Here is a 16,812-nt window from a genome sequence, read left to right on the forward strand (position 1 = left end):
CAATCCGAATGGCGAGAACAACAAGAAGCGCGGCAGGTTCCGCTCAGCCCGGATTCCGCAGCAGCCGCGCGAGCAATTCGGGATGGGGTTCGAGCGGGAGCCAGGGCGCGAAATCGTCCGGCTGAAGCACGATCAGCCGCTGACGCACCAGCACGCCGTCCGCCCCGAACAGCGCCATGGCGGGGAGACGGCGATCGAGCGCATCCCCGGCGAGCAGGAACAGCGCGGTCTGTCGCGTCGGCGCAAAGCCGCTCGCGAGCCCGTGCGCCCGCCCGCCAAATTCGGTAAAGCCGCGGTCGAGATTGGCGTTGCGGACGAACAGCAGGTCCAGCGCCTGCGGCCGCAGCCACGGCGCCAAGGCGAGAATCAGCGCGAGCCGCTCATCCGCGCTCAGCCGGTTGATCGTGACCGCTGCACCATAAGCGCAGCGACCGGGCAGCTCGGGCGGCTCTGGCAGCGTCAGCACGCCAGGCGCGGAGTCCCCCTGCCCCATGTGATTCTCGATCCGCTGATGGATCAGGGTTTCGAGCCAGTGCAGTTCGCGATCCAGCGTGGTGGCGAGCGCGGCGGGCGGTGGGGCGTCAGTCATTGGTGAGCGGCCAGCGGCTGTGGCGGGCGCGGTCGCCGAGGTCGAGCAGCGCTTCGTTGGGATCGTTGCGGCGGGTGGTGGCGAGGCCGTCGGGACGCGGCGCGGTTTCCTCCCACGCGGTCTGCGTCACCGCCTTGGCTTTGGCTTCCCGATAGGTCGCGTCGCGCACGCGCTTCATGCGGCGCCAGAGCAAGGGCATGGCGATGAACGGGAAGGCAATGCCGCCAAAGATGATCAGCAGCGCGACGATGTCGGTCATCATGGTCCCCCGTTCCCGTTGGCCGGGATCAGAGCGCAGCTGGCGGGGGGATGCAAGGACGGATCAGCGCGGGCGGTGGTCGGTGCCGGCGCCGGGGGTGATGAAGATGGCGGTGGCGGTGGTGCCGGGGGGCACGTCCGCCGTGTGCCAGACGCCGGGCGGGTTGATCGCATAGTCGCCGGGGGTGAGGGTTTCGCGGGTGGTGCTGCCATCGGGCAGTTCCTGCACCAGCGTCATTTCCCCCGCAGTGCAGATGACCAGTTCCGCGCCGTGCGGATGCACTTCCCACGCGGTCCAGCTTTCGGTGAAGCTGTATTGCATGACCAGCCGCCCCTCGATCCCGTCGGCGACGTGGCCCTTCTAGGTTGCCGACTGGATTGGGTGTAGCGCGGCATTGAGGTCGAGACGAGTAGACCCGGTGGGCAGGTAAGGCTTTTACCTACTTCTCCTTGTTCCTTCGGCCAGCCGAGTTACCGGTCACTCCACGACCCCTCAGTTTTTGCTTTGCATTTTTGCCATGAGTAGCACTACTCACTATCGCGTCGGATATTTCATCCATCGGCGACGAGAATTTGGCCCCATTTACATGAATTTCATCGACGTTTGCTTTAAAAAATTGAGCACCATTGAAATCACAGTTTTCCGCATTTGCGCTCACCAATATGGCCAAATTGAGCTCCGCGTTTTTCATCACAGAGTTGCTCAGATCGGCATTATATAAATCAGCAGAATCGAAACAATTATCACTGAAGTCGAAAAACGAAAGACATGATTGAATCAAACGATTGGTAGGACCACTGCGCTGGCCCTGAATTCGTCTGATCGCTTCCGCTATGGCAGTCGATCCGACGACATTAAGCTTGGTGACCTTTTCAGTTGTACGCGCGCACGCATTGACGCACACAAAAAGCGCCTCTTCTGCATTCCGCTCGTACTCACACATCTCCCGATAAGTGGGAAGGTTGGCGCGATGCATGGGCAAGCGGGAATTTAGCGCCACGCTTAGCAACTCAGAAATACAATTCTGCCACTGGCCTGCTGACGTATCACGGGACAAAATTTCCCGACGTATAAAGGGGAACACATAATTATCGATCGGAGATTTACCAGTTACATCGATCCAGCGCAGCAAGCATGCCGTAACATCCCAGCCCGCGTCGCGATCAACTCCGTTTTCTGCCAAGCGCTTAGTTACTTGATCTATCAACCGAACGATACGGGTCGCTATGAGATACTCTGCAAAGCTCTTATGCGTAAATTCGAATGTCTTTTCTCCGTCTTCACGCGTGCCCTGTTCTCTGAAATAAAATGCAAGTAATATCTTAGAAACCCCGGATGTTGCACCTGCTTTCAGGGAATCCAAAAGGCCTGACATACCATTAGCACGACAATGTTTTTCTACTTCCATCATTGTTGTCGTTCTTCCAGCGCCATGCCAGACGCAAATGGCAACCTCCTCCAGTAAGCGCATAAAATCACTAAATTGCAGATCCCTCAAAGCTGGATGCGCGCTGTCACTCCATGCTCGTTCATAGACCGCCTGCAGAAGGTATCTATAAACCGAGTTAATATCTGTATTCTTATCAACAACCAGGCCCTGCTTGATAGCAAGTGCTACCAAATAATTTAATAGAGGATGAACCGTAATCTCATCAAGCTCACCCACGCGGAGCTGATCCGGCATTTTCTCGTACGAGACGCCAATCAGTTTTCCATAATTTAACCACCACTCGTCGCGCTGATCTAAATCTCGAATTGACTTGTCTGCGTCGTCCGAAATGCGGTCGGCATGTCGATTGGTGAAAGAATAGGGAGCGACGTTGAGAGAAAAGCCTTGAGACCGCACCACGGAGTCGGTCGACTGAATTGCGACATCCCTTCCCGTGACAACCGCGATAACATTGCGCCTGCTACTGTTCTTCGTCTGAAGAAAGCGCATGAGTTCGGCCATGAATGAATGCGCGGTCTCTTGCGACAGCCGCCCCTGCAATTGCAGCTCATCAAGCCCGTCGAAGATCAATACACACTTTGACTTGGTGAATTCGTCAAGGGAGAAGGAAGAAAAATGCCCTGCCGCAGTCAGATATTCTTCAATCGAATCCTCCACACTTGACTTAATGTTTATCAAATGAAGAGGAATGAAAATCACTCTCACTCCGCTAGATGCGAGATATCCAGCCAAAAATTTTGCATATGAAGATTTACCGGAGCCAGGACCCCCCTTAATAAGACAGACCGGGCTCTTAGACTTATCTTGAAGAATCCAGTCGGTAACTTTATCGTGAAGCCATCCGACAAGATGCTCTGGTTTCTTAAGAAAATCGGCATCAGGACGGTTTGGCTTTCGCTCCTTTTTTACATCCTCCCAAGTGCATCTCAAGGGAAGCATGATCTGTCTTAGACTGAAAGTCTCGTCGAAGACCGACTCTTCTATCAATCCGGACAGGTAGGCTCTATAGGAATACTGATCTTTTTCAAATTTAGATGCATCATCAAAAGGAGTTTTAAAAGCTCCCAAAGAGCCCTGATAATGAGAAGGCCGCTCCCGCCACTCATCTGCTAAAGCTACAGCAAAACGCCCACTCAAACGAGAAGAAATATTACTTGCATCGCTCGATGATATGTTAATTGATTCTAGCCATTTCGCGACAGCAGGCTGAAGGCGTTCAAAAAATTCGGCGTCTTGAGGGTTGGATAAGAAATTATTAGGTATTTCTAAGTCTATTACGCTCCCGATTGCGCCATCAGCGACAAAACGCGTCATCCTTTCGATATCGATCGACAATGACTGCTGGTGTTCTTTAAGCATTGCCGCGAGCGCTCGACCGACTGACCTCGAGATTAGTTCTCAAGCTTTAGCGTGTGCAGCATCACCACTTGAAACCGCGGCCAACATTTTAGTTGCCCCGTCCGCAATTACGCTCGGCGTAACGCTAAGCCAGCCGAACACAAATTTTGACAGACCACCAGCGAATTGCGGCGCATCGACCGTTAGAGTGGTAGTAGCGTTCGGCATTACGGCCCCCCCCCAAATCTATTAAGGGAGCATCGTGCAGTAACGAGCTGTTTGTCTAGCCCCCTTCTGCAAGGTTGGACGCATCGGCAAAACAATGTTTCGCTAGCAACGGCGCAAGATACTTGCCAGTATAACTCCGCGGTTCCTTCGCCACCTTTTCCGGCGTGCCTTCGGCGACGATCTCGCCGCCCTTGACGCCGCCTTCGGGTCCCAGGTCTAGGATCCAGTCGGCGGTCTTGATGACGTCGAGGTTATGTTCGATCACCACCACGGTGTTGCCCTGTTCGACCAGCGCATGGAGGACTTCGAGCAGCTTGCGGACGTCCTCGAAATGCAGGCCGGTGGTGGGTTCATCCAAGATGTACAGCGTCTGGCCGGTGGCGCGGCGGCTGAGTTCCTTGGCGAGTTTGACGCGCTGGGCTTCGCCGCCGGAGAGGGTCGTGGCCTGTTGGCCGACCTTGACGTAGCCGAGGCCGACTTCGGCGAGCATTGCCATCTTGTCGCGGATCGGGGGGACGGCCTTGAAGAATTCGACCGCGTCCTCGACCGTCATGTCGAGCACGTCGGCGATGCTGCGGCCCTTGAACTTCACTTCCAGCGTTTCGCGGTTGTAGCGCTGGCCGTGGCACACGTCGCAGGTGACGTAGACGTCGGGGAGGAAGTGCATTTCGATCTTGAGCAGGCCGTCGCCGGTGCATGCCTCACACCGCCCGCCCTTGACGTTGAAGCTGAACCGGCCGGGCTTGTAGCCGCGCGCCTGTGCCTCGGGCAGCCCCGCGAACCAGTCGCGGATGTTGGTGAAGGCGCCGGTATATGTCGCGGGGTTGGAGCGCGGGGTGCGGCCGATCGGCGACTGATCGATGTCGATCACCTTGTCGAGATGGTCGAGGCCGGTGATCTTGTCATGCTTGCCAGCGAGGACGCGGGCGCCGTTGAGCGCGCGGGCGGCGGCGGCGTAGAGCGTGTCGATGGTGAAGCTCGACTTGCCCGAGCCGGACACGCCGGTGATGCAGGTGAAGGTGCCGAGCGGGATCGACGCGGTGACGCCGGTCAGGTTGTTGGCGGTGGCGTTGTGGACGGTCAGCTTCTTGCCATTGCCCTTGCGCCGCTTTTTGGGGAGCGGGACTTCGCGGCGGCCGGCGAGATAGTCGGCGGTGATGGAGTTTTCAGACGCGAGCACTTCGTCGAACGTGCCCTGAGCCACGACCTCGCCGCCATGGACGCCGGCGCCAGGGCCCATGTCGATGACGTAATCGGCGCTGCGGATCGCGTCCTCGTCATGTTCGACCACGAGCACGGTGTTGCCGAGATCGCGCAGGCGGCGCAGCGTGACGAGGAGCATGTCGTTGTCGCGCTGATGCAGGCCGATGCTGGGTTCGTCGAGGACGTAGAGGACGCCGGAGAGGCCGCTGCCGATTTGCGAGGCGAGGCGGATGCGCTGGCTCTCCCCGCCCGACAGCGTGCCGCTGGTGCGATCGAGGTTGAGGTAGTCGAGGCCGACATTGTTGAGGAAGCCGAGGCGTTCGTCGATTTCCTTGAGGATCGCGCGGGCGATTTCCTGTTGCTGGCCGGTGAGCGCGTCGGGGAGCGTCTTGAAGAACGGGACCGCGTCGGCGACCGACAGGCGAGCGACGCTGGAGATGTCGCGCATGGCGATCTTGACCGCCAGCGCCTCGGGCTTGAGGCGGGCGCCGTGGCAGGTTTCGCAGGCGTGGGCGGCCTGGTACTTGGAGAGTTCCTCACGCATCCAGGCGCTTTCGGTCTGGAGCATGCGGCGGTTGAGGTTGCCGATGACGCCCTCGAACGGCTTCTTCACGTCATAGCTTTTGCGGCCATCGATGAAGGTGAGCGTGACCGGCTTGCCGCCGGTGCCGTGGAGGATGATCAGCTGGACTTCGCCGGGCAGATCCTTCCACGGGGTGTCGAGGGAGAAGCCGAATTCGCGGGCGAGGCTGCCGAGGACCTGCATGTAATAGGGCGACGGCGGGTTGGACTTGGCCCAGGGGACGACGGCGCCCTTCTTGATGCTGAGGTCGCGGTTGGGGACGACGAGGTCTTCGTCGAAGATCAGCTTTTCGCCGAGGCCGTCGCAGGCCGGGCATGCGCCCTGCGGGGCGTTGAAGGAGAACAGGCGCGGTTCGATCTCGGCGATGGTGAAGCCGCTGACCGGACAGGCGAAGCGTTCGGAGAAGACGATGCGGTTGTCGGGGATGCCGGTGTTTTTCATGCCGGACTTGCGCGCTGGCTCGGCGGGCGTGTCGCCTTCTGCCGCGAATGTCTGGCGCGCCTCTCTGACAGCCCCTCCTGCCTGCGGAGTGATTGCCTCGACCGTCGTGTCCACCAGATCGACGAAGGCGAGGCCGTCGGCGAGTTTCAGCGCGGTTTCGAAGCTCTCGGCCAGGCGCGTGGCGATGTCGCCGCCGACGACGAGGCGATCGACGACGACTTCGATGTCGTGCTTGTATTTCTTGTCGAGCGCGGGGGCTTCTTCGATCAGATAGGTTTCGCCGTCGATGCGGACGCGCTGGAAGCCGGCGCGCTGCCATTCGGCGAGTTCCTTGCGATACTCGCCCTTGCGCCCGCGCACGACGGGGGCGAGGAGCAGGAGGCGGGTGCCTTCGGGGAGCGCGAGGACGCGGTCGACCATCTGGCTGACGGTCTGCGCCGCGATCGGCAGGCCCGTCGCGGGGCTGTAGGGGATGCCGACGCGCGCCCATAGCAGGCGCATGTAATCGTAGATCTCGGTCACCGTCGCGACGGTCGAGCGCGGGTTGCGGCTGGTCGTCTTCTGCTCGATGCTGATCGCGGGGGACAGGCCGTCGATATGCTCGACATCGGGCTTCTGCATCATCTCAAGGAACTGGCGCGCATAGGCGCTCAGGGACTCGACATAGCGCCGTTGCCCCTCGGCATAGATGGTGTCGAAGGCGAGACTCGACTTGCCCGAGCCCGACAGGCCGGTGATGACCGTGAGCGTGTCGCGCGGAATGTCGATGTCCACGCCCTTGAGGTTATGCTCGCGCGCGCCGCGGACCGAGATATGCGTAAGTGCCATGCGGTGAGTTCTAGCTTTGTTCTTGAGGGGAAGCTAGGGGTGAGATAGGGGCGCGGGCGGCCGGTTGCGAGGGGTCAGAAGGCGCGGCTTACGCCGAGCGTCGTTGCCACGCGGCGATAATCGTAGATTTCGATGGTCGAGAAGTTCCGTTCATAGGACAGGCGAACCACCGGCGCGAAGCCGCGAACCCTCAACGCGCGCAACGTCGCGCCAGCCGTCAAGCCGAGCAGCAGGTCGCGCCGACGCCGGGGATAAAGAAACATCCGGGCATCGGCCTCCAGCCTCCTGACGCTTGCGACGGCGAATGCGCTGGTTCGGCCAAACTCACGCCAGCCAAGGGCAGTTCCCCCCGCCGAAATGCTGGCATAGGCCGGGTCAGCGGCAGTCTGGCGCGTCACACGCCCCGTCAGCCCGCCGCCCGCGCGGGTGCTGAAAGCCCGTTCCACCCCGACCTCACCATTGAACAGCCATCCGTCCTGCAGGTCGTTGAGCCGATAATCGCTGCGCGCGACGCTGGCCCCAGCGGTGATCTGAGTCCGCTTACCCAGCGGATGCTGCCAGTCGAAGGTCACGGTCGCGGTCGTGGCGAGCAACGATTGCCCGTACCAGCGCGCCGTGCTCCCGGCAGAAAGCTGGAATCTCTCCCGGCCCGGTGACCATTCAAGGCCGATCAGTCCCGATGCCGAGAGGTCGTTGAACTGATCCTGTTTGTAAAACTCCGCCTGACCCGACACGCGCGGCACGATCGCCAGATCGGGCGCGATGCCGCGACGCAGAAAGACCTGGCCCGCGACCCGCGCACCGATCCCCGATTGATTGCGCGCATCGCCCGACAGTTCGAGCGGCGCGATGATGGTGTCGAGGGTTTGCGAGTCGGTCGCGCGGTTGATGTTGCTATCCGGGACGAGAGCGAACTCGACACTCGCGCCGAGCGGCTTACGCGACCGTAACGCGTTGGCGAACTGGTCGACGGCCTGGCTGACGCCCGGCGGCAACGGGCCGGACTGGACCTGACGCAGTTCACGCCGCGCTGCGGGCTCGTCACCGATCAGCGCGAGCACGCGGGCAAGCTCGATCCGGACACGCTGCGCATCGGGCTTTTCGTCGAGCAAGGCGCGAAATTGGACCGCCGCGTCGCGATGGCGGCCCAGTTCAGAGAGCATCATCCCCAGCCGGAATCGCGCTTCCGACCGAACCTCGACATCCGGGTCCTGTGTGAGCGCGCGATACAGCGTTTCGGCAGCGGCAACATCGCCCTGGACCCGCGCCGAATGCGCGGCATCGAACATTTCCGTCGCGTTCAGCCGCGCGGATTCCTGCGCCAGACACGCCAGCGGCGTCAGCATCAGCGCGGCGCCCGCCGCCATCGAACGGAGCATCGTCGTCAGTTCTGCTTGCCGATCGCGATTCCGGTGAGTTCAGTCCAGCGGGTCGCCTCCGGATTCTGATACCGCATCCAGAACACGCCACCGACCTCTTCCGCGCGCGGGCCATAGAAGAGGCCGTTGAAGTCGGAGATCACGATGCCGCCGCCAACCGATCCGCGCAGGTCGGATCCGAACCGACTGAGCGCGAAGTCGAAGTTGCCGAACGATTTAGTGGCGCCAGTCGCGACATCGGTACCGACCGGGGACAGCCGCATCGTACCGCGGTTAGATCCGAAATCGAGCTCGAACCGCGCGGTTCCCGTCAGATTATACAGGTTGGTCCCACCGGGCGCATAGGCAAACGCATATTCGATCCCGTTGCCGTATAGCACCCCATTATAGCTGGCAGTTCCCACGATCGGAATCTGGTTCTGGGGCGTCGCATAGCCAAAAGGCACATAGCTGTTGCGCACCGTCGACAGGCCGTCGCCACCAACCGGCGACCGCGCCTCAATGCTTGCGAAGCTGAGATAGCTCAGCGCGAGTTCGGTATTCGTCCCAACCGGACGGTACAGCTTGATATCCGCGACCGTCCCATCAGCAAGGGTCTTGCGATACAGCGTAAAGCGCGCGTCATTCTGCGTCGCGAGTTGATCGCCCGCCCCAACGGTGAAGCTGTCATATGTCGCAGAGGAGCTGCCGCCGACCTCGATCCGCTGCACACGGACCGTATAGTTCGCGGCGGCGGCATTATAATCGACCCAGGCCGTCGAACCCGCGCCACCGGTGTAGCGTAGCTGTTCATTGACGCGCGGGATGCCTCCCGCTCCGAGTTCATAGGATGTGAAGGCCGAGCGGCTGACAAAGGCGGTGTCGCTGTCGATTTCGGACAGTTTTTTGCCGGATACCACCGACGAGTCACGTCGACCGAGCAACGCGCCAGCAGCCACGTCACCATCGGCAGCGCGTGCCCAGAATGCGGCGCCGACCTCTTGCGCCGCCGGTCCATAGAATCGCCCGTCGAAGCTGCCCGTCATTTGTCGAAAGGACAAAATGGTGAACTCACCCGAAAACAGATTGCTCGACGACGAGAGTTGACCCCGACCGCTCCAGGCGCCGCCATAACCGCTGGAACCGGTGCTGGGGCGACTGAGATCGAACCGCCCGGTCGTGTCGATCCGCCCCGAGGCAAAGTCGACGATAAGCGACCCGGTACCGCGCATCGCATTGGGCTCGCCCTCCGAACGACTGCTCAACACGCCGAGCAGGTCGACGGCAAAGCCGGCATTGCCCGTGCGGGCGAGCGCAGTATCGGGAGTCTCGACGCCATAGGTGAACGCATCGACCGATCCGTCCACGGCGCTGGCGCCGCTGATGGCGCGTTCCCAGAACCCGCCGCCCACATATTGATAGGTGAGCGAGCCGGAGGTTCCGGGACGAGTCATGGTCAGCGTGTCGGTTACCGCGCCGCTCGTGCGACGATACACGGTCGCGGTCGGCGTGTTCTGGACCACATGCGATTGCGCGAAGGTCTGTGACCGCGCGCCATTGGCGACAGTATAGCTGCGACTGGCGGCATCGTAGCTGACCGTGAGGCTGCTCGCCGATGCCGTCCCCGCGCCCGTGCCGCTGGTGTCATATCGCGCGGCAGCTTGGCTCGCGTTGCTCGTAAATGTCTCGCTGACCTGAAGGTCAGCGAGCGAGCTGTTGGTCGGCGACGGCGACGGCGACGGGGTAGGCGTCGGCGATCCGCCGGGAGAAGGCCCGGGCGCGGGGGAAATCGGGCCAACACCGCCGCCCCCGGCCCCGCCACCGCTGCACGCCGAAGCCAACAGGACAAGCGCCGACATGGCGGGCACGCGCAAAATCCGTTTCATGATACCCCCGAAAGCCCCAGACAGAGATCGAACCGGCACCGAATCGCCGCATTGATTGGCTGAAGCATGCCAATGGACACAGTGACTTGCCAAGCGCGAAACATGCCCGTGATGGCGGTATCTGGCGCTAGCCCCCGGGTCACGATGCGGCATCGTCAGTAACCGCCCAACCCCCAAAATCCATCCACCCGCCGTTCATACCGACTCGCCGAATATCCGGGCATGAACTTCAGGAGCGGGACGATGCGGCAGGTGAGTGGGCGTGGAGTGCGTGGCGTGAGCCTGGCGGCGGTCGCGCTGGTGCTGGCGGGTGGCTTTGTCGGGTCGGCGAGCGCGGCGAGTGCGCCTGCGCCCGTGGGCTATGCCGCCCCCTCCCCTGTCGCGCAGGCCGGGTGGCAGGCGGACTCCGGGGACTATTACTGGATCGACGCTGCCGATGGCCTGTTGGAGGCGATCGGCGATGCGCCGCCGGACTTCACCTTTGTCTATCGCGGCGATGATGCATGGGGCTGGGAGTTGCAGACCGGGCATCTGGTGCTGGCGGAGACCGATCGCGACGGCGCGATGCGCTATTATTATTTCGAACCGGACGCGGATACGCCGTTCCTGGTGCAGGAGGCGCGGCGGTCGTTCGCCTATCAGCAGCAGCGGCTGGCGGTGGTGTATGATAGCGGCGGGGCGGCGCTGTCCCCGCGCGAGAGCGACATGTGGGACGATCGCGCCGAGGAGCTGTACGATCGCGCGGTCGCGCTGCGCGAGGCGGCGGATGGGACCGAGCAATGGGATGCGGTCGATGCCGGATGGTGGGCCGGGCAGGTCGCGACGGTGATCGAATGGCGGCTGCGCTGGGAAACCGGGCGGGTGCGGCATCCGGGGTGGCAGCGGTGGCGCGGCACGTCCGATGCGGTGCGCTGGCGATTGGGGCTGGAGCGCGAGCGCCAGCGGCGGCGGCTGGACGGCGACCGCTTCCGGCGCTGGCAGCGCGACGGGTTTCGCGGACCGCCGCCGCGCTTTGACGGGCCGGGGCGACCGGGTCGGCCGGGGCTGGGCGTGCGTCCGCCGTGGCGCGATGGCGATGGTCGGCCGGGGGCTGGACGGCCCGGCGGCGGACGGCCTGAGGCTGGACGGCCGGGCGGACCGCGTCCGGGTGATGGTCGCCCTGGCACCGGAAGGCCCGGGACTGGGCGTCCTGACGGCTGGCAGCCGGGCGTTGGACGTCCGGGTGGCGGGCGGCCCGAGGGTGGCCCGCCGGGAACTGGGCGCCCGGGGACGGGTCGGCCCGATGGTGGACAGCCGGGTGCCGGGCGTCCGGGTGGTGGTCGGCCTGAGGGCGGACAGCCGGGTGCCGGGCGTCCGGGCGGTGGTCGACCTGAGGGCGGGCAGCCGGGAGCTGGACGGCCGGGCGGCGGTCGGCCTGAGGGTGCGCAGCCCGGTGTTCCCGGTCGCCCCGGCGCGGGCCAGCCCGATGGCGGACAGCCCGGATCGGGGCGCCCTGGCGGCGGACGGCCCGGTGATGGGCGGCCCGGTGGCGGACAGCCGGGTGCTGGCGGGGGACGCCCGCCGGTGACGACGCCTGCGCCGGTACCGACGACGCCCCCTCCCCCGCCGGTCGCGGTGCAGCCTGCACCTGCGACTCCGCCGGTTGCGACTCCGCCGCGCCCGCCGCGCCCCGGGGTAGGACGGCCCGGCGGCGAGCGGCCAGCCGAATGGCGGCGCCGGATGCCCGAGGGCACCGCCCCGCGCGAGAGCGGGCCGCAGGCTCCGATACGGGTCGCGCCACAGCCGCGGAGCACGCCGGTCGCTCCGCCTCCGCCGCAATGGCGTCCGCAGCCGCAGGGCCAGCCGCGTGTGCAGCCTGCACCGGTGCGTGTTGCACCGCCGCCGCCGCCGGTGCGGGTGGCTCCGCCGCCGCCTCCGCCTCCCCCTCCGCCGCCTCCCCCGCCCCCGGCGCGGAGCAGCGAACCGGGGCAGTCGCTGAGGGAAAACACGCTCGAGCGGCCGCAGTGAGCGCGGTCAGGCCGGCGTGAAGGGCAGGATGGCGCGATAGACCTCGCGTGGCGGCGCACCGGCGACGGATGCGCCGCGCGCGAGGAGGAAGGCGTGTTTGACGATCTCCGCCTGCTGCTCGATCCCGTAGCGCTCAAGCGTCCAGCCGGGCTTGATCGCGTAATCGTAGCGGCAAAACGGGTGGCGGCGCAGGGGCAGGAAGAGGCCGCGCTGATGCTGCCACACATGCGTCATCTCATGGATGAAATGCGCCTGAAGGCCGAGCGAGGCGGTGGCGAAATCGTCGCGATAGGCGGTGCCCTTGGGGTGGAAATGGATGCAGCCCAGCGGGGCCATCGTCACGTTGCGCGGCTGGAAGAAGATCCATTTGCGGTTGGCGACGCCGGCGGCGGCATAGTCGATCGCGTCGCCGAACACGCTGCGCGACAGGGCGATCTCTGCGGGGGTGAGCGGGCGGCGGGCAGTCATTGTCGCAAGAGGTGGATGCGCAGGCGGGTTATGTCTAGAGCACGGTCATGCTGATCCTGTTCAACAAGCCGTGGGGCGTCCTGTCGCAATTCACCGATGAAGGGAGCGGGCATCCGACGCTGGCCGGGTTCATCGACGTGCCGGGCGTGTATCCCGCCGGGCGGCTGGACCGGGACAGCGAGGGGCTGTTGCTGCTGACCGATGACGGGCGGTTGCAGGCGCGGATCGCGGACCCCAAGCACAAGGTCGCCAAGACCTATTGGGTGCAGGTCGAGGGCGAGCCGGACGAGGCAGCGCTGGCGGCGCTGCGCACAGGGGTGCGGCTGAAGGACGGGCTGACGCGGCCGGCGCTGGCCGAGCGGATCGATCCGCCGGCGATCTGGCCGCGCGACCCGCCGGTGAGGTTCCGCAAGAGCGTGCCGGATTGCTGGATCGCGGTGACGATCACCGAAGGGCGCAACCGGCAGGTGCGGCGGATGACGGCGGCGGTCGGGCATCCGACGTTGCGGCTGGTGCGCTGGCGGGTGGGCGACTGGACGCTGGACGACGTCGCGCCGGGGACGTGGCGGAGCGTTTAGCGGTTGCAAATGCGAATGCCTCGCATTGACGGGCGCGGCGAAGCGGGTTAGGCGCGCGGCGTAACGTTGTTTGCCGAGGAAAGCCGCACACCGTGTCCCGCTCGACGATCAAGGCCTGGTTCCTGATCCACAAATGGTCGAGCATCGTGTGCACCGGATTCCTGCTGATGCTGTGCGTCACCGGGCTGCCACTGATTTTCCATGACGAGGTCGAGGCGCTGACCGAGCATGACGCGGCGGCGGCGATGCAGGGTATGCCGTCGGCGCAGGGCGGCGTTCCGCTCGACACGCTGATCGCCAAGGCGGTGGCCGAGGGTGGCGGCGGGGTGCCGCTGTTCGTCGGGTTCAGCGCAGACAATCCGATCCTGACTGTGACCACGGGTCCGACGCCTGACGCGCCGGGATCGCAGATGCGGCTGTTCTCCTATGACCGCACCACCGGCGCGAGCGCGGGCGAGATCAAGGAGGAAGGCGTGATGCACTTCCTGCTCCAGTTGCACACCGACATGTTCCTGGGGCTTCCGGGGATGTTGTTCCTCGGCGTGATGGGCGGGCTGTTCGTGCTCGCGATCATTTCCGGCGTGGTGCTCTACGTCCCGTTCATGCGCCGCCTGCGCTTTGGCACGCTGCGCAAGACGCGGAGCAAGCGGGTGCGGCGGCTCGATACGCATAACCTGCTCGGCGTAGTGACGCTGGGCTGGGCGCTGGTGGTCGGGTTGACCGGCGTGATCAACGCCTTTGCCGATCCGCTGACCGACAGCTGGCGCGAGGGTGAGCTCAAGGCCATGGTCGCAGCACATGGCGGCGACCGGCCGCTGGCCCCCGCCGCCTATGGATCGGTCGACAAGGCGATGGCGGCGGCGCAGGCGGCGCTGCCCGGCGTGTCGCCGCAGTTCATCGGCTTTCCCGGTGGCGCATGGAGCAGCGGGCGGCATTATGCGATCTTCTTTCAGGGCGACACGCCGCTGACCAGCCATGTGCTGACCCCCGCGCTGGTGGATGCCGAAACCGGCGCACTGACCGACACCGCGGCAATGCCCGCGGTCAATCAGGCGCTGATGCTGTCCAAGCCGCTGCACTTTGGCGATTATGGCGGGATCGCGCTCAAGATCCTGTGGGCGATCCTGACGCTGGCGACGATCTGGGTGCTGTGGAGCGGCCTGCAGCTGTGGCTGGGCAAGGGCGCGCGCGGGACCGAGCGGGCGGTGGACGAGATCGTCCATGCCGGGGCGGCGTCGTGAACGCGTCGCGCCGCATCGGGCCGCAGCGCGCGGGCAACGTGCTCGCCATGCCCGCATTGCTGCTGGTTGCGAGCCTGACCGGCCTGATCCTCGGCCTCACCGGTGACGGGTGGCGCGATGTTGCCGCGTCGCTGTTGCTCGCCCTGCCCGTCCTGATTTTCCTGCGCAGCTGGCTGCGCCGTTCCTGAACTCAACTAGACAATTGGATAGACAAATGAAGCGCCTGATCCTTGCCACCGTTTCGCTCGCGGCGATCGCCACCCCTGCCCTGGCGCAGGATGACGAGGTCGTCATTCAGGCACAGCGTGAGAATGCCAGCGCGGTGACCGGCGAAGGCGATCTGGGCGCGCTGGGCACCAAGAAGGCGGAGGACGTGCCGTTTGTCGTCCGCTCCTACAATGAGGCGCTGATCCTCAACCAGCAGCCGCTGACGCTGGGCGCGCTGCTGGAAAATGATCCGACGATCCGCACCACCTATGGCTTTGGCAATGCGTCGGAGCAGTTCGTGATCCGCGGCTTTCAGCTGTTCGGCGACGATGTTGGCCTGAACGGCCTGTACGGCATCGCGCCGCGCCAGCTGATCGCGCCCGAGCTGTTCGAGAGCGTGCAGGTGCTGAACGGTGCCTCGGCATTCCTCAACGGCGCGGCACCGGGTGGGTCGGGCGTCGGCGGGAGCGTCAATCTGCAGCTCAAGCGCGCCGGGCGTGACCTGACGCGCGCGACCGCCAGCTATACCGGCGACCAGCATTTCGGCGGCAGCTTTGACGTTGCGCGCCGCTTTGGCGACGGGGCGTTCGGGGTGCGCGTGAATGGCGCGTTTCGCAGCGGCGAAGTTTCGGTCGATGGCGAGTTCCGCCGCACCACCGTGCTGGGTGCAGCGTTCGACTGGCGCGGCGAGCGGGTGCGCGCGTCGCTGGACCTGGGCTATCAGCGGGTCGAGGTCGACGGGCTGCGGCCGAAGGTGACGGTCGGCACGGCGGTGGTCCCGCGCGTGCCGGAAGCCGACACCAACTACGCCCAGCCCTGGACCTATACCGACATGCGCGATGTGTTCGGCGTTGCGCGGATCGAATATGATCTGGCCGATGATGCGTTCTTCTATGTCTCCGCCGGCGCGCGCGACGGCATGGAAGATGGCATTTATGGCGGCATCACGATCCTGGACGCGGCGACGGGCGCAGCGAACGGCAACGCGCTGTACGTCCCGCGCACCGACAATAACGAAGCGATCGAGACCGGCATTCGCATCACGATCGGCGGGCCGGTCACGCATGAGTTGAATTTCGGCGGCAGCATGGCGTGGCAGGTCAACCGCAACGCGTTCGACTTCCTCTACGGCCCGGGCTTTGCCGGCTTTGCGACCAACCTCTACAATCCGACGCTGGCGGCGATTCCGGCGTCGGCATTTGTCGGCGGCGATCTGGACAATCCATTTCCGATCAGCCGCACCCGTTTGTGGAGCATGTTCCTGTCGGACACGGTCGGGCTGTTCGAAGACCGCCTGCTGGTAACCGCCGGCGCGCGGCTCCAGTCGATCCGGGTCAAGAGCTACAACGCCTATAATGGCGGATTGCTCGACACGGTATATGAGGAGCGCGCAGTGACCCCGGTTATCGGCGTGGTGGCGAAGCCCGCCGAGGGCGTATCGCTGTTCGTCAACCGGATCGAGGCGTTGCAGCAGGGACCGACCGCGCCAATCGACCCGGCACTGCTCAACCCCGGCGAAGTGTTCGCGCCGATCAAATCGGTCCAATATGAAGTCGGCGGCAAGGTGCGCGTGGGCGGAATCGATGCCAGCCTGTCGCTGTTCCAGATCGAGCTGCCGAGCGCCTATGCGGTGCCGAGCGGGACGGCGGGGCGGCAGGTCTATGGCCTGTTCGGCAAGCAGCGCAATCGCGGGATCGAGCTGAGCTTTGCCGGGCAGGTGGTTGACGGACTGCGGCTGATCGGCGGCGGCAGCGTGGTGGACGCCAAGCTGCGCGAGACACTGGGCGGCGCGAATGAGGGTAACCGCGCGCAGGGCGTTCCGGAATACACCGCCAACCTCGGCGCCGAATGGGATATGGGCTTTGTCCCCGGCCTGACGCTGACCGGGCGCGTGGTGCATACCGGGCCGCAGGCGGTGAATATCGCCAACACGCTGGAGCTGGACGACTGGACCCGCGTCGATCTGGGTGCGCGCTATGTGTTTGCGGCGGGCGACAAGCCGCTGACGTTGCGGGTGGGCGTCGATAACGTCGCCAATGCGCGCTATTGGGCGTCGGCGTTCGATGCATTCGGACAAGCGCTGTTGCAGGGCGCGCCGCGGACGGTGCGGGCGTCGTTGTCGGTGGATTTCTGACCTTCTAGTCCTCC

General features: G+C 64.3%; 12 protein-coding genes and 1 pseudogene. 5 read left to right on the forward strand and 8 right to left on the reverse strand.

Annotated elements, in window-relative coordinates; genetic code table 11:
* Positions 1-43: 43 nt before the first annotated feature.
* From K9B35_RS03695 to K9B35_RS03725, 7 genes and pseudogenes are all read right to left on the reverse strand, one after another.
* Complete coding sequence (locus K9B35_RS03695; RefSeq protein ID WP_224920446.1) at positions 44-589, reverse strand: hypothetical protein; 546 nt, start codon at positions 587-589, stop codon at positions 44-46.
* Positions 582-848 carry a hypothetical protein gene (locus tag K9B35_RS03700; protein WP_224920447.1) on the reverse strand — a complete coding sequence of 89 codons (267 nt, stop codon included), beginning with the start codon at positions 846-848 and terminating at the stop codon, positions 582-584. Before K9B35_RS03700 ends, K9B35_RS03695 begins: the two co-directional genes overlap by 8 nt.
* 63 nt (positions 849-911) lie before the next feature.
* A pseudogene (locus K9B35_RS20130) lies at positions 912-1,202 on the reverse strand (cupin domain-containing protein); the annotation flags it as partial.
* An 85-nt stretch (positions 1,203-1,287) separates the two neighbouring features.
* Positions 1,288-3,690 (reverse strand): AAA family ATPase, encoded by a 2,403-nt coding sequence (locus K9B35_RS03710; RefSeq protein WP_412103435.1) that lies wholly within the window; start codon positions 3,688-3,690, stop codon positions 1,288-1,290.
* A gap of 229 nt (positions 3,691-3,919) precedes the next feature.
* Entirely contained in the window at positions 3,920-6,919 is a 3,000-nt protein-coding gene (gene uvrA, locus K9B35_RS03715) for an excinuclease ABC subunit UvrA (RefSeq protein ID WP_224920449.1), read from the reverse strand.
* 74 nt (positions 6,920-6,993) lie between these two features.
* Positions 6,994-8,298 (reverse strand): surface lipoprotein assembly modifier, encoded by a 1,305-nt coding sequence (locus K9B35_RS03720; protein WP_224920450.1) that lies wholly within the window; start codon positions 8,296-8,298, stop codon positions 6,994-6,996.
* Positions 8,299-8,303: 5 nt separating this feature from the next.
* Positions 8,304-10,163, reverse strand: a complete 1,860-nt coding sequence (locus K9B35_RS03725; RefSeq protein ID WP_224920451.1) for a transferrin-binding protein-like solute binding protein — start codon at positions 10,161-10,163, stop codon at positions 8,304-8,306.
* 243 nt (positions 10,164-10,406) lie between these two features.
* Between K9B35_RS03725 and K9B35_RS03730 the strand changes: the two genes are divergently transcribed.
* Positions 10,407-12,170: a hypothetical protein gene (locus K9B35_RS03730; RefSeq protein ID WP_224920452.1), complete on the forward strand. Its 1,764-nt coding sequence runs from the start codon at positions 10,407-10,409 to the stop codon at positions 12,168-12,170.
* A gap of 6 nt (positions 12,171-12,176) precedes the next feature.
* On the opposite strand, the gene K9B35_RS03735 is transcribed toward K9B35_RS03730, so the two are convergent.
* Positions 12,177-12,638 (reverse strand): vgr related protein, encoded by a 462-nt coding sequence (locus tag K9B35_RS03735; protein ID WP_224920453.1) that lies wholly within the window; start codon positions 12,636-12,638, stop codon positions 12,177-12,179.
* Between the two features lie 47 nt (positions 12,639-12,685).
* Here K9B35_RS03735 and K9B35_RS03740 point away from each other — a divergent pair, with 47 nt between their 5' ends.
* The 4 genes from K9B35_RS03740 (at position 12,686) to K9B35_RS03755 (ending at position 16,798) form a co-directional block, all read left to right on the forward strand.
* Positions 12,686-13,216 carry an rRNA large subunit pseudouridine synthase E gene (locus K9B35_RS03740; RefSeq protein WP_224920454.1) on the forward strand — a complete coding sequence of 177 codons (531 nt, stop codon included), beginning with the start codon at positions 12,686-12,688 and terminating at the stop codon, positions 13,214-13,216.
* Between the two features lie 92 nt (positions 13,217-13,308).
* A complete protein-coding gene (locus tag K9B35_RS03745; protein WP_224920455.1) occupies positions 13,309-14,457 on the forward strand; it encodes a PepSY-associated TM helix domain-containing protein in 1,149 nt (382 codons plus the stop codon).
* Positions 14,454-14,645 carry a hypothetical protein gene (locus K9B35_RS03750; protein ID WP_224920456.1) on the forward strand — a complete coding sequence of 64 codons (192 nt, stop codon included), beginning with the start codon at positions 14,454-14,456 and terminating at the stop codon, positions 14,643-14,645. The genes K9B35_RS03745 and K9B35_RS03750 overlap by 4 nt, the downstream gene beginning before the upstream one ends.
* 26 nt (positions 14,646-14,671) lie before the next feature.
* Positions 14,672-16,798: a TonB-dependent receptor gene (locus K9B35_RS03755; RefSeq protein WP_224920457.1), complete on the forward strand. Its 2,127-nt coding sequence runs from the start codon at positions 14,672-14,674 to the stop codon at positions 16,796-16,798.
* Positions 16,799-16,812 lie beyond the last annotated feature (14 nt).

It is taken from the genome of Sphingomonas sp. R647, from assembly GCF_020177055.1.
Classification (GTDB): Bacteria; Pseudomonadota; Alphaproteobacteria; order Sphingomonadales; family Sphingomonadaceae; genus Sphingomonas.

What these genes read in the sequence shown, in the direction of transcription:
- K9B35_RS03695 (WP_224920446.1), bottom strand. Translation starts at nt 589, where the DNA reads ATGACTGACGCCCCACCGCCCGCCGCGCTCGCCACCACGCTGGATCGC.
- K9B35_RS03700 (WP_224920447.1), bottom strand. Translation starts at nt 848, where the DNA reads ATGACCGACATCGTCGCGCTGCTGATCATCTTTGGCGGCATTGCCTTC.
- uvrA (WP_224920449.1), bottom strand. Translation starts at nt 6,919, where the DNA reads ATGGCACTTACGCATATCTCGGTCCGCGGCGCGCGCGAGCATAACCTC.
- K9B35_RS03720 (WP_224920450.1), bottom strand. Translation starts at nt 8,298, where the DNA reads ATGCTCCGTTCGATGGCGGCGGGCGCCGCGCTGATGCTGACGCCGCTG.
- K9B35_RS03725 (WP_224920451.1), bottom strand. Translation starts at nt 10,163, where the DNA reads ATGAAACGGATTTTGCGCGTGCCCGCCATGTCGGCGCTTGTCCTGTTG.
- K9B35_RS03730 (WP_224920452.1), top strand. Translation starts at nt 10,407, where the DNA reads ATGCGGCAGGTGAGTGGGCGTGGAGTGCGTGGCGTGAGCCTGGCGGCG.
- K9B35_RS03735 (WP_224920453.1), bottom strand. Translation starts at nt 12,638, where the DNA reads ATGACTGCCCGCCGCCCGCTCACCCCCGCAGAGATCGCCCTGTCGCGC.
- K9B35_RS03740 (WP_224920454.1), top strand. Translation starts at nt 12,686, where the DNA reads ATGCTGATCCTGTTCAACAAGCCGTGGGGCGTCCTGTCGCAATTCACC.
- K9B35_RS03755 (WP_224920457.1), top strand. Translation starts at nt 14,672, where the DNA reads ATGAAGCGCCTGATCCTTGCCACCGTTTCGCTCGCGGCGATCGCCACC.